The sequence below is a fragment of the Niallia sp. 01092 genome (assembly GCF_052318935.1).
Classification (GTDB): Bacteria; Bacillota; Bacilli; order Bacillales; family Cytobacillaceae; genus Niallia.
Genome location: NZ_JBQRKO010000005.1, coordinates 118,676 through 133,192, shown reverse-complemented (window position 1 = coordinate 133,192; position 14,517 = coordinate 118,676). Strand labels below are relative to the sequence as shown.

Sequence of the window (14,517 nt, the reverse complement as noted above, 5' to 3'; positions counted from 1 at the left end):
TTTACCCCTCAATCTACCTAACAATATTATCGTGAATCTCTTGCCTTATTTTTGAATAGATGAATATGGTCTAGTGCTTTTCCTGTGCCAATTGCCACACAGTCTAACGGATCTTCCGCAATTAATACAGGCATTTTCGTTTCTTCACTAATAATTTTATCAAGATTGCGAAGCAAAGCACCACCGCCAGTTAATACAATTCCTCTATCCATAATATCTGCCGCTAATTCTGGTGGTGTTTTTTCAAGCGTTACTTTCACAGCGTCTACAATCGCAGTAACTGTATCTTTTAATGCTTTCGCAATTTCATCTGCACTGATAGTGATCGTTTTTGGAAGACCTGTTAATAAATCTCTGCCGCGGATATCCATGTTTTCAATTTCTTCGGGATTTCCTGCAGATCCAATTTCCATTTTAATGCTTTCTGATGTACGTTCACCAATCATCAAATTATACGTTTTGCGAATATAATTGACAATTGCATCATCCATTTCATCACCAGCAATTCGGATGGACTGGCTTGTGACAATCCCGCCTAATGAAATGATGGCAACCTCTGTTGTACCTCCACCAATATCAACGACCATACTTCCAGTTGGTTCCCATACAGGAAGATTTGCTCCAATTGCTGCTGCAAACGGTTCTTCAATCGTATAGGCATCACGAGCTCCTGCTTGACGGGTAGCATCAATAACCGCTCTTTCTTCTACCGCTGTTATTCCGGATGGTACACAAACCATTACATATGGCTTCCCAGAAAAATAGCTTTTATTTTTCATTGCTTGTTTAATGTAATATTTCATCATCGTTGCAGTTGTCTCATAATCTGCAATTACTCCATCTTTCATCGGACGAAGCGCAACCACGTTTCCAGGAGTTCTTCCAATCATATTTTTTGCATCATTTCCAACAGCGACAATACTTTTTGTATCTGTCTGAAAGGCTACAACGGAAGGTTCTCTTACGACAATTCCTTTTCCTTTTACATAAACTAATGTATTTGCAGTTCCTAAATCAATTCCAAGATCTCTTGTTCCAATTCCAAACATCGTTGTATCTCCCTTTCTTGAAACTAAATGCTATTATTTACTAGCAGATAGATTTTCCCTCATATCTCAATATATGTGTGTTTTTTTGTCATAAAAAGACATTTTCAGTCAAAAAATCATAAACATTATTATATCCTATAACAAGAAAAATGAACAGTATCATACATATCCTTTTTCCTTTAAACTGACAAATTTATTTTCGCCAATAATCACATGGTCTAATAAATCTATCCCAATAATTTTTCCGCATTCCACTAATCTTTTTGTCACCTCAATATCTTCCCTGCTTGGAGTTGGGTCACCGGACGGATGATTATGCAGACAAATAATAGAAGCAGCAGAGCGTCTAAAAGCCTCCTTAAACACCTCCCTCGGATGTACAATCGATGCATTTAAACTGCCAATAAAGACTGTTTGTTTATGCATGACTTGATTTTTTGTATTTAAGTATAAGCATACAAAATGTTCTTGCGTCAGAAAACGCATTTCATTCATCATGTATTTTGCTGCATCCTCTGGTGAACGAATACAATAACGATCGCTGTATGCTAAATTCGATACTCTTCTTCCTAATTCTATTGCTGCTAAAAGCTGAATGGCTTTAGCAGTTCCAATTCCTTTTAACGTCATTAATTCATCAAGGCTAGCATCTTTTAGCAAACGCAGTCCATCAAAATGGACTAGCAATCTATTTGCTAATGTTAATACAGATTCATTTTTAGAACCTGTCTGTATAAGGAGTGCGATTAGCTCATGATTCGATAAGCTTTCAGGTCCTTGCTTCATAAAACGTTCTCTCGGTCGTTCATCATCAGGAAAGTCACGAATCAATAAAGAATCCATTTACTCTTTTATCCCTCTCTTTCTACTATCTCATGAATAATAGATGGGGGAGATGATAAATGTTAGAAAGGGCTGGAAAATCCAACAGCTTTTAATTCTCGCATCAATCGGGAAACCGGAAGTCCTACTACTGTAAAATAGTCTCCTGTTATTTTTTTCACCAGAATTCTGCCAACTCCTTGAATTCCATACGCTCCCGCTTTATCAAATGGCTCCCCGGTGTCTAGATAACGGTGTATTTCTTCATCTGACAATTCCCAAAATAATACATTTGTTTTTTCGTAAAATTGTGAACTGCTTCCATTAGCAACAATCGCCACACCAGTAAAAACAGAATGAGTCTTTCCTGACAGCTGTTTTAACATGGAAAAGGCTTGTTCACGTGTTTTCGGTTTTCCTAATATATTTCCATCATAAAATACAATCGTGTCAGCACCAATAATAAAAGTATTATTTTTATTGCTAGATATAGCTTCTGCTTTTCTTTTTGCCAAATCCATGACAACTTCTTCTGGTGAGAGTGCATGATCAAAACTTTCATCCACATCACTACTGGAAACTTCAAAAGATAAACGAAGATCTTCAAGGAGTTCTTTTCGTCGAGGAGAAGATGAGGCTAATATGAGGGTTTGCGTTTGCTTCAATTTTTTCCACCTGCCTAGTTTCAATAATATTTGGGAGATACAAGTTAATCGTATCAAAGAATGTCTTAATAGACAATTTAGAACCTAAATTTTTTATGAAATAGTAGATGATATGTAATCTTGTCGAAATTTATCAAAAATTTCCGACAAAAAAGGAGAAACGACTGGCGCTCTCCGAAGAACTTTATATTATTTCCCAGGTAATTGTTGTATTTTTTTTTAAAGTGTCGAATACTCTCCTAAAAACGCCAATAAACTTTTTTGAATGGATTGTAATTCTTCTTTAGAACTGTTTCCTGACAAGGACATTGCATTTGCTAAGCTTGTCGATAATTCTGCTGCCATCGATTTTATTTGTTGATGTTTAAATTCTTTTACTTTTAATTGATTTAATGATGCTTGTTGTTTTTTAAGTTCTTCTTTGACATCGTTTGGAATCGATTGATCAAATTGAGCAGCTGTAACAGCACTTGTCAGCACAGCATATATATCTGGAGAGCGTTCAATAAAGCTTTTTTCATTTTTGCTAATGTCATTTACTTTCCCGCCGCTAAATGTTATTTCTTTTGCAAAAGCAGCGACATTATTTTCCTGTATCTCTTTTTGCATTTTTTTTGCATCATCTATATTGCTTGCTGCCGCTAAATAAATAATCATCTTTCCGTCTATGTCGATTCTCTGGCTAACATATCCTTTTTTTAACAATTGCGATTGTTCCTGGTTGACTGCCTCTGCTTTTGATAAAATGATATGCTGGACCATATAAGTAGAAATTTCTTTTTTTACTGCCACCGTAGTCCTAGTTGTTGTGCCTATTTTATCTGTTGTGTTCGTCTGAAGGGCAGCTGAGGTTGTTGGGGCAGAGGCCTTCTGATCGCTGCTGACGATATTTAATAAAATAAATCCAAAGCCTGTCCCTAAAATAACAGCAAACAGCACCGTAAAAAAGATCGATTGAACCATTCCTTTTGGCAAAGTTTTTTTATTCGTATTTCTCTTGTTTCTATCAAAAAAACTTGCCTTCTTTTTTGTTTCTTGTTCAGGAATTGGCAACTCTGTTATTTCTTCTACTGGTTCATCATTTGGAAGAATCCAATCAAAACTTTCTTCTCCGATTGTCTCACTTCCGGCAGCAATTTCTTCTGTAAAGTTTTTATCCTGACTATCTTTTTTTGCTTCAACAAAAGAGGTTGAATTTTCTTCCTTGTCTTTCCTTTGGAATGAACGTTCTTTACCGTTGATTTTGATCGTAATCGTTTTGCTACGGCTTCCTGAGTTTTCGTTCACTCTTCCTACCCCCATTTTCACTAGTTTTGTCCCATCCTATCATACTAGCAAAAAAAAATAACAAGACTTTTGTCGTCTTGTTATAAAAGTATTTCGTCAAATTTAGTTAGCTTTCTTCACAATTAGACTTGGTTTCAAGTCGCTGTATTCAATCGGAGTTTCAACTTCTTCTTTTGTGCACAAATTCCTTTTAACCCCTTTTACACACACAGCAGTCGCTGTATTATTTTGAATGACTACATAGCTGTTTTTACATATTAACGATATAAAGCAAGGGCAGAAATATCCGCAGAAACCGGTACTAGCTTTTGCCTCTTCTACCAAGTCCGTATAGCTTGAAACCGCATGTTCAGGTGCTGCAAATAATAAAATTTGCTGTTTATTATGCTCCCGTTCTTGTAATAAATAATAATCAAAGACAGGGTCTTCAAAAGGTACATGGATTGATGTGCCGAATTCCATATACAAATACCCTTTTATTTCATCGACGCTTACATCATCAGGAATTGGCATCTTTCGATGACGACGGAAGAATCAGGAACAAGAAAACGCACTTGCTTTTTCGCAATCTTGGATACATTCATCCAATATCATCGACAACGTCTCTACATCTTGAATCGTGCTTTCATGAATCAATCCAACAGAAAGGTAGCGTTCTCCCCAGTTTTGCACGAGAAGATCTTCTGTATGTTTAAGTTCGACAAAACGAATGACATGGTCCTTAATGATTAAGTTGATGACTTTGTTTTTTCCAAAGCTAAATAATGCCATGATCAATACTCGTTCATTATCAATAAAAGAATTGCATATACCAATCTATCAAATCATTGCCATAAAAATAACTTACCAATGTTCCGATTACAATAAAAGGACCAAATGGAATTGGCTTTCTTTTATTCACTTTTCCAAACAGCATGCCAATCAGTCCACCAATAGCTCCAAATAATGTCGATAAGAAAAACGCCGTTAACACAAGCTTTGTACCAACCGCAAAACCAATTACGGCAAATAGTTTTATGTCACCGCCGCCCATTCCGCCTTTACTAACAATGGCTATAAGCAATAATAGGGTAAATCCGACAGCTGCACCTAATAAAGAATCCCACCACGGGGTTAACGGAATGAAGATTCTTTCCACAAGCAATAAACCAGAAAAAAACAACAATACTTTATTAGGGATAATCATATAAGTGATATCGGAAACCGTAATAATCATAAATAATGAAATAAGTGTCCATGCAACAAACAGCTCAGATCTCCAGCCGAGAATAAGAGGACATAACACAAACAGAACACCTGTCAAAAGCTCGAATATAGGATATAAAGGGGAAACAGATGCCTTGCAGCACCTGCATTTCCCCCTTAATAACATATAGCTTAAAACTGGTATCAATTCTGCCAGCGACAATGTATGCCCACAGCTTGTACAATGAGATCTAGGCCTTATAATCGATTGCTTATTAGGCACCCTCAGCCCGACTACGTTGTAGAAAGAGCCAAGGGTGATTCCGTATAGGAAGATTAGTATCTCAATTGCCTGATTGTGAGAACCTTCTTTAAATATCATGTCCTTAATAGCTTTATTAGAGAGACCATAATCATTGGGAAATGCCGTACTCGCAAGTTTTTTATTGGTTGCTTGATCTCGGTTCTCTATCATCCCTGTTGAGTCACCTATATATTTATTCACTTGTGCTTCTTTTAATTGAACAGTCATATTTATAGCCTGAGTCGAAGCAGGTATACTTGTTGTATTGGTTCCTGGAAAACGTGAATCTGTATACTTTAATTCTGCTCTTGGCATGGTTACATTATAAACAGCATACTCGACTTTCAATGGCACTTTCACAGGAACATCATTAGTTGAAAACCTTCCATTTGCATAATTGATTGTATTATTCGGCGGTGTAATAATCACATAATATTTACCGTCTCTCTTCTCCTCGACAGCATTGGAAGTATTTCCCGCGAATCTTACACCGTTCGGAAGCTGCTGTTCAATTACTAAGTTCTTCAACTGTCCGCTTTCTTTATCATTTACAAGATTTGTAGGTTTTAAGGAATAATTCACATTAAAATAATTTGTCTCGTCTGTTGAACCGCTTGGTTTAACAATCACGCTTTGAGCCGGCGTCACCGTAAAACTTACAGCAAGAGCAGTTGCTGCTGCACTAGTAGTCGTCGGGACCATTACCATTAATAACACAAAAAACACGATATATTTACTAGAAAAAGAATTTTTCCTCATTGTGTTCACTCCAATTACATTACAAATCCCCTAAATAATCTGCTATCAACTTCATTATATCAAGCACTTTTTTACTATGATAGTTTTTTCTGCTCTTATTATGAATCTAAAGACCTCATAAAAAAAGAACTTCACATATCGAAGTTCAAAATTTTACTTACCGTATATAACTCGCAACCCGATTTCTACCTTCTCGTTTTGCGCCTACATAAAGGGCTCTGTCTGCGTGTCTAATTAATGCTAATGGCTCATCTGCATCGTGTGGGGCAATGGCAAGTCCTAATGACGCTGTTATGTGGACCTGTTTTTGCTTTTCGTGCATATTCTGTTTTATTGTAAACGACCTTGCTTCAATACTTTTTCTAATAAATTCTGCTAAATTCCATGCATCTTTTGCGTCTGTATTGGTTAATAAAACAATAAATTCTTCCCCGTCATATCTAGCAACAATTCCATTTTCTCCGATTATATTTTGAAGCCTCTCAGAAAACTCTATTAATATTTCGTTCCCAGCTTGGTGTCCGTATGTATCGTTAACCGATTTAAAATAGTCAATATCTAACATGATCAACCCGATATTATTAATTTGCTGCTTATTCAGTTCTATAAATTTTTCTGCTAAAATCTGATCAAAAAAACGGTAGTTATACAATTTCGTCAGTGCACAGCGTTCACTGTGTTCTTTCGTTTTTTCAAAAAATTTCGCGTTTTCAAAAGCTACGGCAAACTGAGTGCAAAGTAGATCTAGAATCATTAATCTTACATGAGCAAATGCTTTTTTCTTTTTGCTTCCTAATAATAAAGTACCAATTACCTGGCTGTTTTTTACTAAAGGCATACATAATACACTTTCCATATCAGCTGAGATTGGGGTATAGCCTTTATTAATAGGCTGCCAGTCCGTTTTCTTATGATAAATAACCATTTCTTTCGACGCTAATACGTTCCCGCATATTCCTTCATTTTCCTTTAGTCTCCATGTCCGTAATGGCATTTGCTTATTCTCTTCCACTCTTGCAATCATTTTAAGTTCGTTATTTCCAGTCACTTCGAGAATAAAAATAACATCGACTTTCAGCAGATCAAATAATGTTGCAGTAAAAAAATCGACTACTTCTTTTGCATATAAATTTTGCGATAATTGATGGCCAATCTCGGCAATTTTTTTTAAATAATAATTAATTGATTCGCTAGAGTGATATAATCGTAAAATAATAGAAAGACAAATAAACGGGATTCCTATTAAAATAAGGGCCATTAAACCAATATCCTCATACATAATATATAAGGCAATGCCTGCAGGATACGTAATAACTGTTGCAATAAACTCCCACACTAAATCACGGGTCATAAACTTTTCCTTATTTTGGTAAACAAAACGACTAATCATAAAAATCAACAAAGTATTAAGCACAAAATAAAGAAACGGATAAAGAATAACTAACGAAAGTGACTGTATATCTAATAAAATATTAGCAGCATGTTTACCACCTAAACCGTAATAAATAAAGCCACTGCATACTGAAACAACGAGGAACATCATGGAGTTCAATGGAAAAAGATATAATCCTTTTTTGCTTACCTTCGTCTGCAAAAGTACAACAACTAAAGCAATCTGTACAAGCATTGTCTCGACAAACAAACCAAAGATTAAAAAAACAGAAAGGCTAGCCCATTGCAAAAAGAAAACAGGACGCCCATTTATGATCATTGGCATCGATGCAACAATAGACATAAAAAACAAAAATACTGCAACATGCCAATTACGCTCTGCTAGGGTAGGCGGAAAATTATGATAGATATACCACAATCCAACAGGAAAAACAATACTCCAAATCGTCCAAATTACTACTTTGACAGAGGAATTAACCACAAATCTCACCTAATTTCCACGATGATATATTACTATAGTTTTTCAGAAACATTATTTTCATCATTTATTATGACAAAAGTAATGATTCCAAATTATCCATACTTTTCACCTATTATTATAATACTAACCCTTTCTGTCCTAATAATCTATCGTTTTTTTCTCGTTTTTAGGTAATTTTTGTACAAAATTCCATTATTTTTTGTATCCTAAATCACTAGATAACATATCCATTTTACAGATAGAGCTACTTTTTATCAGCCCTTTTGGAGAAGGGGATGGGCTCCACTTGTTTTAGTTTTGATGTTAAAAATAGAATGCGTCTTTAGTTTTTTTTAATAAATATTTGTATGGAATGGCTTCGCTCTCCCCTTATGAGACTCTATAATAAAAAGTCTCATTTCCATATCGAGTTATAGGTGAAAACCTATGCTCGTTTTTTATTGCTTAAAGAATGCTTTTACTTCCGATAAAAAGTAAAGGGAGCCTGTTATTACTAACATGTCATTATCTTCCATTTTTTCAATTTGCTCGTTTATTGCATGCTTCCAATCGTCTTGATAAGATTTTTGCGGATGACTGCTTTCCTGATAAAGGTCATAACTTGAAGCAGCTCGTGGAAAATCAAATGAAACAAACACTATTTTATTTGCGATTTCATCTAGGCTTTGAATCATTTTATCTGTTTTTTTATCGGAAAGTGCTGTGAAAACGATTGTCTTTTTTCGATTGGCAAATCTTTTTGTTAATTCCTTTGATAATGCTTGTACTCCTTCTTCATTATGAGCACCATCCAAAACAATAAGAGGCTGATCGGCAATTATTTCAAAACGGCCCGGCCATTTTGCCTCCAGTAAGCCAGTTCGAATCGATTCTTCTTTTATTTCTGGAAAAGTTGCCTTTTTTAATAAAATTGCTGCCATTATCGCTAAAGAAGCATTTTCTATTTGATGGACACCCATCATATTAATACATAAATCATGCATATTTTCTACAGCTGTTTTAAAAGAGAAACTTTCTCCTTTATCAATGGATTGGTGATTTTCGAGGATAAAATGTTTCGTTAATAAATAAACCGGCGCCTTCTCCTCATCGGCTTTTTTCAAAATAACTTCTTGAGCTTCCTTTTGTTTCACAGCAGTAATAATCGGGGTATCCTTTTTTATTATTCCTGCTTTTTCATAGGCGATTTCTGCGTATGTGTTTCCTAAAATAGCAGTATGATCTAACCCGATGCTTGTAATAATGGATAAAAGCGGTGAAATTACATTAGTTGAATCAAATCGACCGCCTAAACCTACTTCATAAATAACGAGATCTACTGGATGAACATAAGCGAAATAATACAAAGACATAGCTGTTATAATTTCAAACTCTGATGGTCCGCCTTGGTCTGATTGATCCATTTCTGCCACAATAGGATACAACTTATTTGCTAAATCTTTAATTTCTCCGTCACTGATCGGGATGCCATTTACGCTGATTCTTTCATTAAATTGTTCGATATATGGAGAAGTAAACGTTCCAACGGAAAGGCCCGCACTTTGTAATATACAGCGCAAGTAGGTGACTGTTGATCCTTTGCCATTTGTCCCACCTATGTGGACTGTTTTTATTTTTTTTTCCGGAAAATTCAATTTCTCCATCATGATGTTCATTCTTGTTAAACCGGGCTTTATTCCTAATCGTAATCGAGAATGGATCCAATTTAATGCTTCCTCATATGTTTGGAACATCTAATTCACCTGCTTTTCTTATTAATTGTTGCTTTCATAAACCGAAGACGAACCCTAATCGGATTCGCCTCCTTAAAAAGCTAATAATTAAGCTTCTCCTTTTAATTCTTTAATGCGCGCTTCCACTGTCGCTCTTTTTTCTAAATAATCTTGTTCTTTTGCTTTTTCTTCGTTGATTACTTTTTCAGGAGCTTTTTTCACAAAGCCTTCGTTGCTTAATTTCTTTTGAACACGTTCTACTTCTTTATTCCATTTATCCAATTCTTTTGAAAGTCGTGCGATTTCTTCTTTCATATTAATTAATCCTTCTAATGGAAGAATAATTTCTGCACCGGTTACAACAGAAGTCATCGCCTTATCAGGAATCGCTAGTTCTGTCGCAATTTCCAGCGTTTCAGGATTACAGAAACGTTCAATATATGCTTTATTCTCTTCTAACGTGCTTTGAACCTCTGCATCTTTTGCTTTTAAAAGAATGCTGATTTTTTTGCTCATTGGTGTATTTACTTCGGCACGGCTGTTACGTACAGAGCGGATGATTTCTACTAATAGTTTCATATCGTTTGCAGCTTTTTCATCTGTCCAGTCTGGATTTACTTCTGGCCATTTTGCTTCTGTAATCGTTTCACCAGCATGAGGAAGGTTCTGCCAGATTTCTTCTGTTATAAACGGCATAAACGGATGCAATAAACGCATCGTGTTATCTAATACATAGGCAAGGATGGAGCGAGTTGTCAATTTCGCTGCTTCATCTTCTCCATATAAAGGAAGCTTCGCCATTTCAATATACCAGTCACAGAAATCATCCCAGATGAAGTTATAAAGCACACGGCCAACTTCTCCAAATTCATAACGATCGGAAAGTCTTGTCACTGTTTCGATTGTTTCATTTAGTCTTGTTAAAATCCATTTATCTGCAACAGATTTTTCTCCAGATAAATCTATTTCTTCATATTTTAAGCCATTCATATTCATTAAAGCAAAACGAGATGCGTTCCAGATTTTATTTGCAAAGTTCCAAGTAGATTCTACTTTTTCCATGCTGAAACGCAAATCCTGACCTGGAGAGCTTCCTGTTGATAAGAAGAAGCGAAGGGAATCGGCGCCATATTGAGCAATTACATCCATTGGATCAACACCATTGCCTAATGATTTACTCATTTTGCGGCCTTGTTCATCACGAACTAAACCATGAATTAAGACATCTTTAAATGGTCTTTCTTCCGTAAATTCGATTCCTTGGAAAATCATGCGGGATACCCAGAAAAAGATAATATCATAACCAGTTACTAGTGCTGCTGTTGGATAATAGCGTTTGAAATCTGCTGCTTCTGCATGTGGCCAGCCCATTGTAGAAAACGGCCATAATGCCGAACTGAACCATGTATCCAATACATCTTTGTCCTGCTCCCAGTTTTCGATATCTTCCGGTGCTTCCTGGTTAACATATACTTCGCCTGTTTCTTTATGATACCAAGCAGGAATTCGATGCCCCCACCAAAGCTGACGAGAGATACACCAATCGCGGATGTTTTCCATCCAGCGCAAATACGTATTTTCAAATCTCTCTGGAACAAAGTTGACTTTTTCTTCTTCTTTGCCTTGAAGGGCAACAGATGCATCTGCCAACGGCTGCATTTTTACAAACCATTGGGTAGAAAGATATGGTTCTACAACGGCACCGCTTCTTTCTGAATGTCCAACAGAATGCATATGTTCTTCGATTTTAAATAATACGTCTGCTTCTTGTAAGTCTTTTACGATTTGTTTGCGACATTCAAAACGATCCATTCCTTCGTATTTGCCTGCACGCTCATTCATCGTACCGTCTTCATTCATCACAAGAATTCGTTCTAGGTTATGGCGGTTACCAACTTCAAAGTCGTTTGGATCATGTGCAGGCGTCATTTTTACTGCACCAGAACCAAAGTCCATTTCTACATAGTCATCAGCCACAATCGGAATTTCTCTTCCCACAATCGGTAAAATTACCTTTTTGCCGATTAAATGCTGATAGCGTTCATCTTTAGGATGTACGGCAACTCCAGAATCTCCAAGCATCGTTTCTGGACGAGTCGTTGCTACTTCAATATAGCCAGATCCGTCTGCCAACGGATACTTCATATGATAGAAAGCACCTTGAACATCTTTATATATTACTTCGATGTCAGAAAGAGCTGTTTTTGTCGATGGATCCCAGTTGATAATATATTCGCCGCGATAGATCAACCCTTTTTTGTATAAAGAAACAAATACTTCGCGAACTGCTTTTGACAAGCCTTCATCTAAAGTAAAACGCTCTCTAGAATAATCTAAGCCTAATCCTAATTTCGCCCACTGTTCACGAATATGGCTTGCATATTCTTCTTTCCATTTCCAAGTTTCTTCTACAAACTTTTCTCTTCCAAGGTCATATCGGCTAATATTTTGACTGCGAAGCTTTTCTTCTACCTTTGCCTGCGTCGCAATTCCAGCATGGTCCATGCCAGGCAGCCATAATACATCGTATCCTTGCATACGTTTCATTCTTGTTAAAATATCTTGCAGCGTCGTATCCCAAGCGTGTCCTAAATGAAGTTTTCCTGTTACATTCGGAGGAGGAATTACAATTGTATAAGGCTCTTTCCCTTCATCCGGTTTTGCTTCAAAAAACTTGCCGTTTACCCACCAATCGTAGCGCCCTTTTTCTATTTCCTTCGGGTCGTATTTTGTCGGCATTGTAAGATCATTTGTTTCCATTTAATTTCCTCCTGCTATCTATTTTTCCTTTTCTAAAGGGATTTTTTGCAAATAAAAAAACTCCAAACGTCATAAAAGGACGAATGGAGTTTTTTTCGCGGTACCACCTTTTTTCCAATAAAAATCATTGGCTCTTTAAAGATGATATCGGATTCTCTCCGTCTCTCACTAATAAGGTTTACCGTTCGCAAAAGAAGCTCTAGGGCTACTTCAAATGGGTTGAATAGAAATCTTTCAGCAGCTGATTTCCTCTCTGCAAAACAACTTACCATTGTACTACTCCCTGTCATCGCTATTTTCATTATGTATATATGATATACTACCGAACAAAAGTGATTTTCGTCAATAAGGTTACCCATTATTTTTTAAAATTATACAAGTATTTTTTTATAAAATAATATGTCTGTTTTTTAAAAGGTGTGAATTATTTCGTGGAAACAATTTTGCGTTTTTCAAAATGTCCATTCCATATGGGGAACTCATTGTTTTAGTAGGTACTTTATGGGCTATCTGTACATATACTATGTGTAAAGAGGGTTAAGGAGGTATCATTTTTATGAAGCGAAAGTTTAATCCCTATTCTATGCCGCCATGGTTAAGAGCGGTTCGGAATGGCTGTTCAAAGTTTATTATTCCCTTTTGTATATTTCAGGCAATCCGCACGATGCTATTGCCAACCACATTTGACGTATTATTTCTTTCTCTTCTAATTGTGCTTGCATTATCCATATACCTAGACATAATTTAAGACCCAAGCTGCTTCAATCTCAGGCTGTCGACAAACGCTCGATTTCTTCGTTGTTCGCCTTGCTCGGATGCTCATTACTGGGTAACAGAGGATGAACGACTAAGTACGTCACGTCCTGTGACAACGTCGTTCTGACCAACATCCTGTTGCCCGCCGCTCCTCCCAAGGCTTCACGCCTCGAAATACAAACGTTTTCGATCAGCCTAAAGTTCCTGCACATATATAATTTTTCTATACTCTGAGACCCAAGATGATCTTAATCTTGGGTCTCTTTCTGCGCCTCTTGCTGCGCTTTTTTTTGCTTCTCGATTTCTTCTATTCTCATCACAATATATTCTGTATTTTTTAACAGCCAATAATTTTTCAACAGCTTTTGCACAAATTTTCGTTCGTTGGCAATGAAATCTTCTTGTATATATCGTTCACATATTTTTATGACAGGGCCTGGGTGGGCTAAATAACTTAAAAACAATAACATTTCATCCGAACGCAGCGGGTAATAGTTAAAATACGTATACAACCAATCCATACTGTCTTCATTTTGTTTTGGAGTTGTTTTTAATGAGCGGGCTAAAAATGGCAATAAGTCATGACTAGGGGAACCATATTTAGCATTTTCAAAATTAACAAAATAGCCATATCCTCGGTCATCATAAAGGAAATGCTCTGGAGAGATTTTGCCGTGAATAATCGAAACCCTTGCTTTTTCATCTTCTTTTGTTTGTTCATACCAATCTTTTAATTTATTTTCTGAGTATTTTAATGCTTGCCTAATATCATGATAATACATACAAAACATGAGCTCAAAAGGGGACATATATTCCGTATTTTCACACTGCTCAATAAATCCATCCAAAAATTCCTGTTCCTTCTCCAGCTCTAATAACGTATTTTCATAGTGTTCTTGTCTGTCTTCCTTTTCAATCGTTACTTCCTTCGATGATAAAATATGAAGTCTTGCTAATTCCCGAAACATTTGCTGATGTTTTTTGAAATAATTTTCTCGATCTTCATTCGGGAGCCAGGGCATTAAATAATACAGCTTTTGCTCATAGAGTATCGCATATCTTCCATCGACCGTTGGATAGATCGGAACAATACGATTGTATCCTTTTTGATAAAGGGTTCGGACATGCCTGATAAAATCAGATCCTTTATGTGGATCAATCCCCTTTAAAGCAAAGGTTCCTTTACTGCAGTAGATTTTTGTAAGATGGCCAAATTCCTCCACAAAATGTGGTTCCACTGCGTAAGGCTTTAAAATCGGGGTATATTTTTTTATTGTGTTTTTTTCACTCATACTTTCCCACTCTTTCTTAAAACAAAAACAAATTCCATCTTTTGAAAAAAGAA

The 14,517-nt window shown here is 36.3% G+C and carries 12 protein-coding genes and 1 other annotated feature; of the genes, 1 reads left to right on the top strand and 11 read right to left on the bottom strand.

Annotated features, from left to right (window positions below):
* Positions 1-26: 26 nt before the first annotated feature.
* From ACTXGU_RS06755 to ACTXGU_RS06710, 10 genes are all read right to left on the bottom strand, one after another.
* Positions 27-1,049 (bottom strand): rod shape-determining protein, encoded by a 1,023-nt coding sequence (locus ACTXGU_RS06755; protein WP_443480730.1) that lies wholly within the window; start codon positions 1,047-1,049, stop codon positions 27-29.
* A gap of 159 nt (positions 1,050-1,208) precedes the next feature.
* Positions 1,209-1,892: a RadC family protein gene (radC, locus tag ACTXGU_RS06750; protein WP_443480729.1), complete on the bottom strand. Its 684-nt coding sequence runs from the start codon at positions 1,890-1,892 to the stop codon at positions 1,209-1,211.
* Between the two features lie 62 nt (positions 1,893-1,954).
* Positions 1,955-2,536 carry a Maf family protein gene (locus ACTXGU_RS06745; protein WP_443480728.1) on the bottom strand — a complete coding sequence of 194 codons (582 nt, stop codon included), beginning with the start codon at positions 2,534-2,536 and terminating at the stop codon, positions 1,955-1,957.
* Between the two features lie 219 nt (positions 2,537-2,755).
* On the bottom strand, positions 2,756-3,823 hold the full coding sequence (locus ACTXGU_RS06740; RefSeq protein ID WP_443480727.1) for a hypothetical protein: 1,068 nt from the start codon (positions 3,821-3,823) through the stop codon (positions 2,756-2,758).
* A gap of 102 nt (positions 3,824-3,925) precedes the next feature.
* Positions 3,926-4,285, bottom strand: a complete 360-nt coding sequence (locus ACTXGU_RS06735; RefSeq protein WP_443480726.1) for a hypothetical protein — start codon at positions 4,283-4,285, stop codon at positions 3,926-3,928.
* A gap of 72 nt (positions 4,286-4,357) precedes the next feature.
* Positions 4,358-4,594 carry a hypothetical protein gene (locus tag ACTXGU_RS06730; RefSeq protein WP_443480725.1) on the bottom strand — a complete coding sequence of 79 codons (237 nt, stop codon included), beginning with the start codon at positions 4,592-4,594 and terminating at the stop codon, positions 4,358-4,360.
* Positions 4,595-4,613: 19 nt separating this feature from the next.
* On the bottom strand, positions 4,614-5,390 hold the full coding sequence (locus tag ACTXGU_RS06725) for a prepilin peptidase (RefSeq protein WP_443480808.1): 777 nt from the start codon (positions 5,388-5,390) through the stop codon (positions 4,614-4,616).
* An 838-nt stretch (positions 5,391-6,228) separates the two neighbouring features.
* Positions 6,229-7,944: a sensor domain-containing diguanylate cyclase gene (locus ACTXGU_RS06720; RefSeq protein ID WP_443480724.1), complete on the bottom strand. Its 1,716-nt coding sequence runs from the start codon at positions 7,942-7,944 to the stop codon at positions 6,229-6,231.
* A gap of 437 nt (positions 7,945-8,381) precedes the next feature.
* Positions 8,382-9,677, bottom strand: coding sequence for a bifunctional folylpolyglutamate synthase/dihydrofolate synthase (locus ACTXGU_RS06715; RefSeq protein WP_443480723.1), 1,296 nt, complete (start codon positions 9,675-9,677; stop codon positions 8,382-8,384).
* An 87-nt stretch (positions 9,678-9,764) separates the two neighbouring features.
* Complete coding sequence (locus ACTXGU_RS06710; protein ID WP_443480722.1) at positions 9,765-12,416, bottom strand: valine--tRNA ligase; 2,652 nt, start codon at positions 12,414-12,416, stop codon at positions 9,765-9,767.
* Between the two features lie 72 nt (positions 12,417-12,488).
* Positions 12,489-12,715, bottom strand: a binding site (T-box leader).
* Positions 12,716-12,972: 257 nt separating this feature from the next.
* On the opposite strand from ACTXGU_RS06710, the gene ACTXGU_RS06705 reads away from it, so the two are divergent.
* A complete protein-coding gene (locus tag ACTXGU_RS06705) occupies positions 12,973-13,164 on the top strand; it encodes a hypothetical protein (RefSeq protein WP_443480721.1) in 192 nt (63 codons plus the stop codon).
* Between the two features lie 256 nt (positions 13,165-13,420).
* On the opposite strand, the gene ysxE is transcribed toward ACTXGU_RS06705, so the two are convergent.
* Entirely contained in the window at positions 13,421-14,464 is a 1,044-nt protein-coding gene (gene ysxE / locus ACTXGU_RS06700; protein WP_443480720.1) for a spore coat protein YsxE, read from the bottom strand.
* Positions 14,465-14,517: the final 53 nt, after the last annotated feature.

Excerpts from the sequence above, each read along its gene's own strand:
- ACTXGU_RS06755 (WP_443480730.1), bottom strand. The coding sequence starts at position 1,049 with ATGTTTGGAATTGGAACAAGAGATCTTGGAATTGATTTAGGAACTGCA.
- radC (WP_443480729.1), bottom strand. The coding sequence starts at position 1,892 with ATGGATTCTTTATTGATTCGTGACTTTCCTGATGATGAACGACCGAGA.
- ACTXGU_RS06735 (WP_443480726.1), bottom strand. The coding sequence starts at position 4,285 with ATGGAATTCGGCACATCAATCCATGTACCTTTTGAAGACCCTGTCTTT.
- ACTXGU_RS06730 (WP_443480725.1), bottom strand. The coding sequence starts at position 4,594 with ATGGCATTATTTAGCTTTGGAAAAAACAAAGTCATCAACTTAATCATT.
- ACTXGU_RS06725 (WP_443480808.1), bottom strand. The coding sequence starts at position 5,390 with ATGATATTTAAAGAAGGTTCTCACAATCAGGCAATTGAGATACTAATC.
- ACTXGU_RS06715 (WP_443480723.1), bottom strand. The coding sequence starts at position 9,677 with ATGTTCCAAACATATGAGGAAGCATTAAATTGGATCCATTCTCGATTA.
- ACTXGU_RS06710 (WP_443480722.1), bottom strand. The coding sequence starts at position 12,416 with ATGGAAACAAATGATCTTACAATGCCGACAAAATACGACCCGAAGGAA.
- ACTXGU_RS06705 (WP_443480721.1), top strand. The coding sequence starts at position 12,973 with ATGAAGCGAAAGTTTAATCCCTATTCTATGCCGCCATGGTTAAGAGCG.
- ysxE (WP_443480720.1), bottom strand. The coding sequence starts at position 14,464 with ATGAGTGAAAAAAACACAATAAAAAAATATACCCCGATTTTAAAGCCT.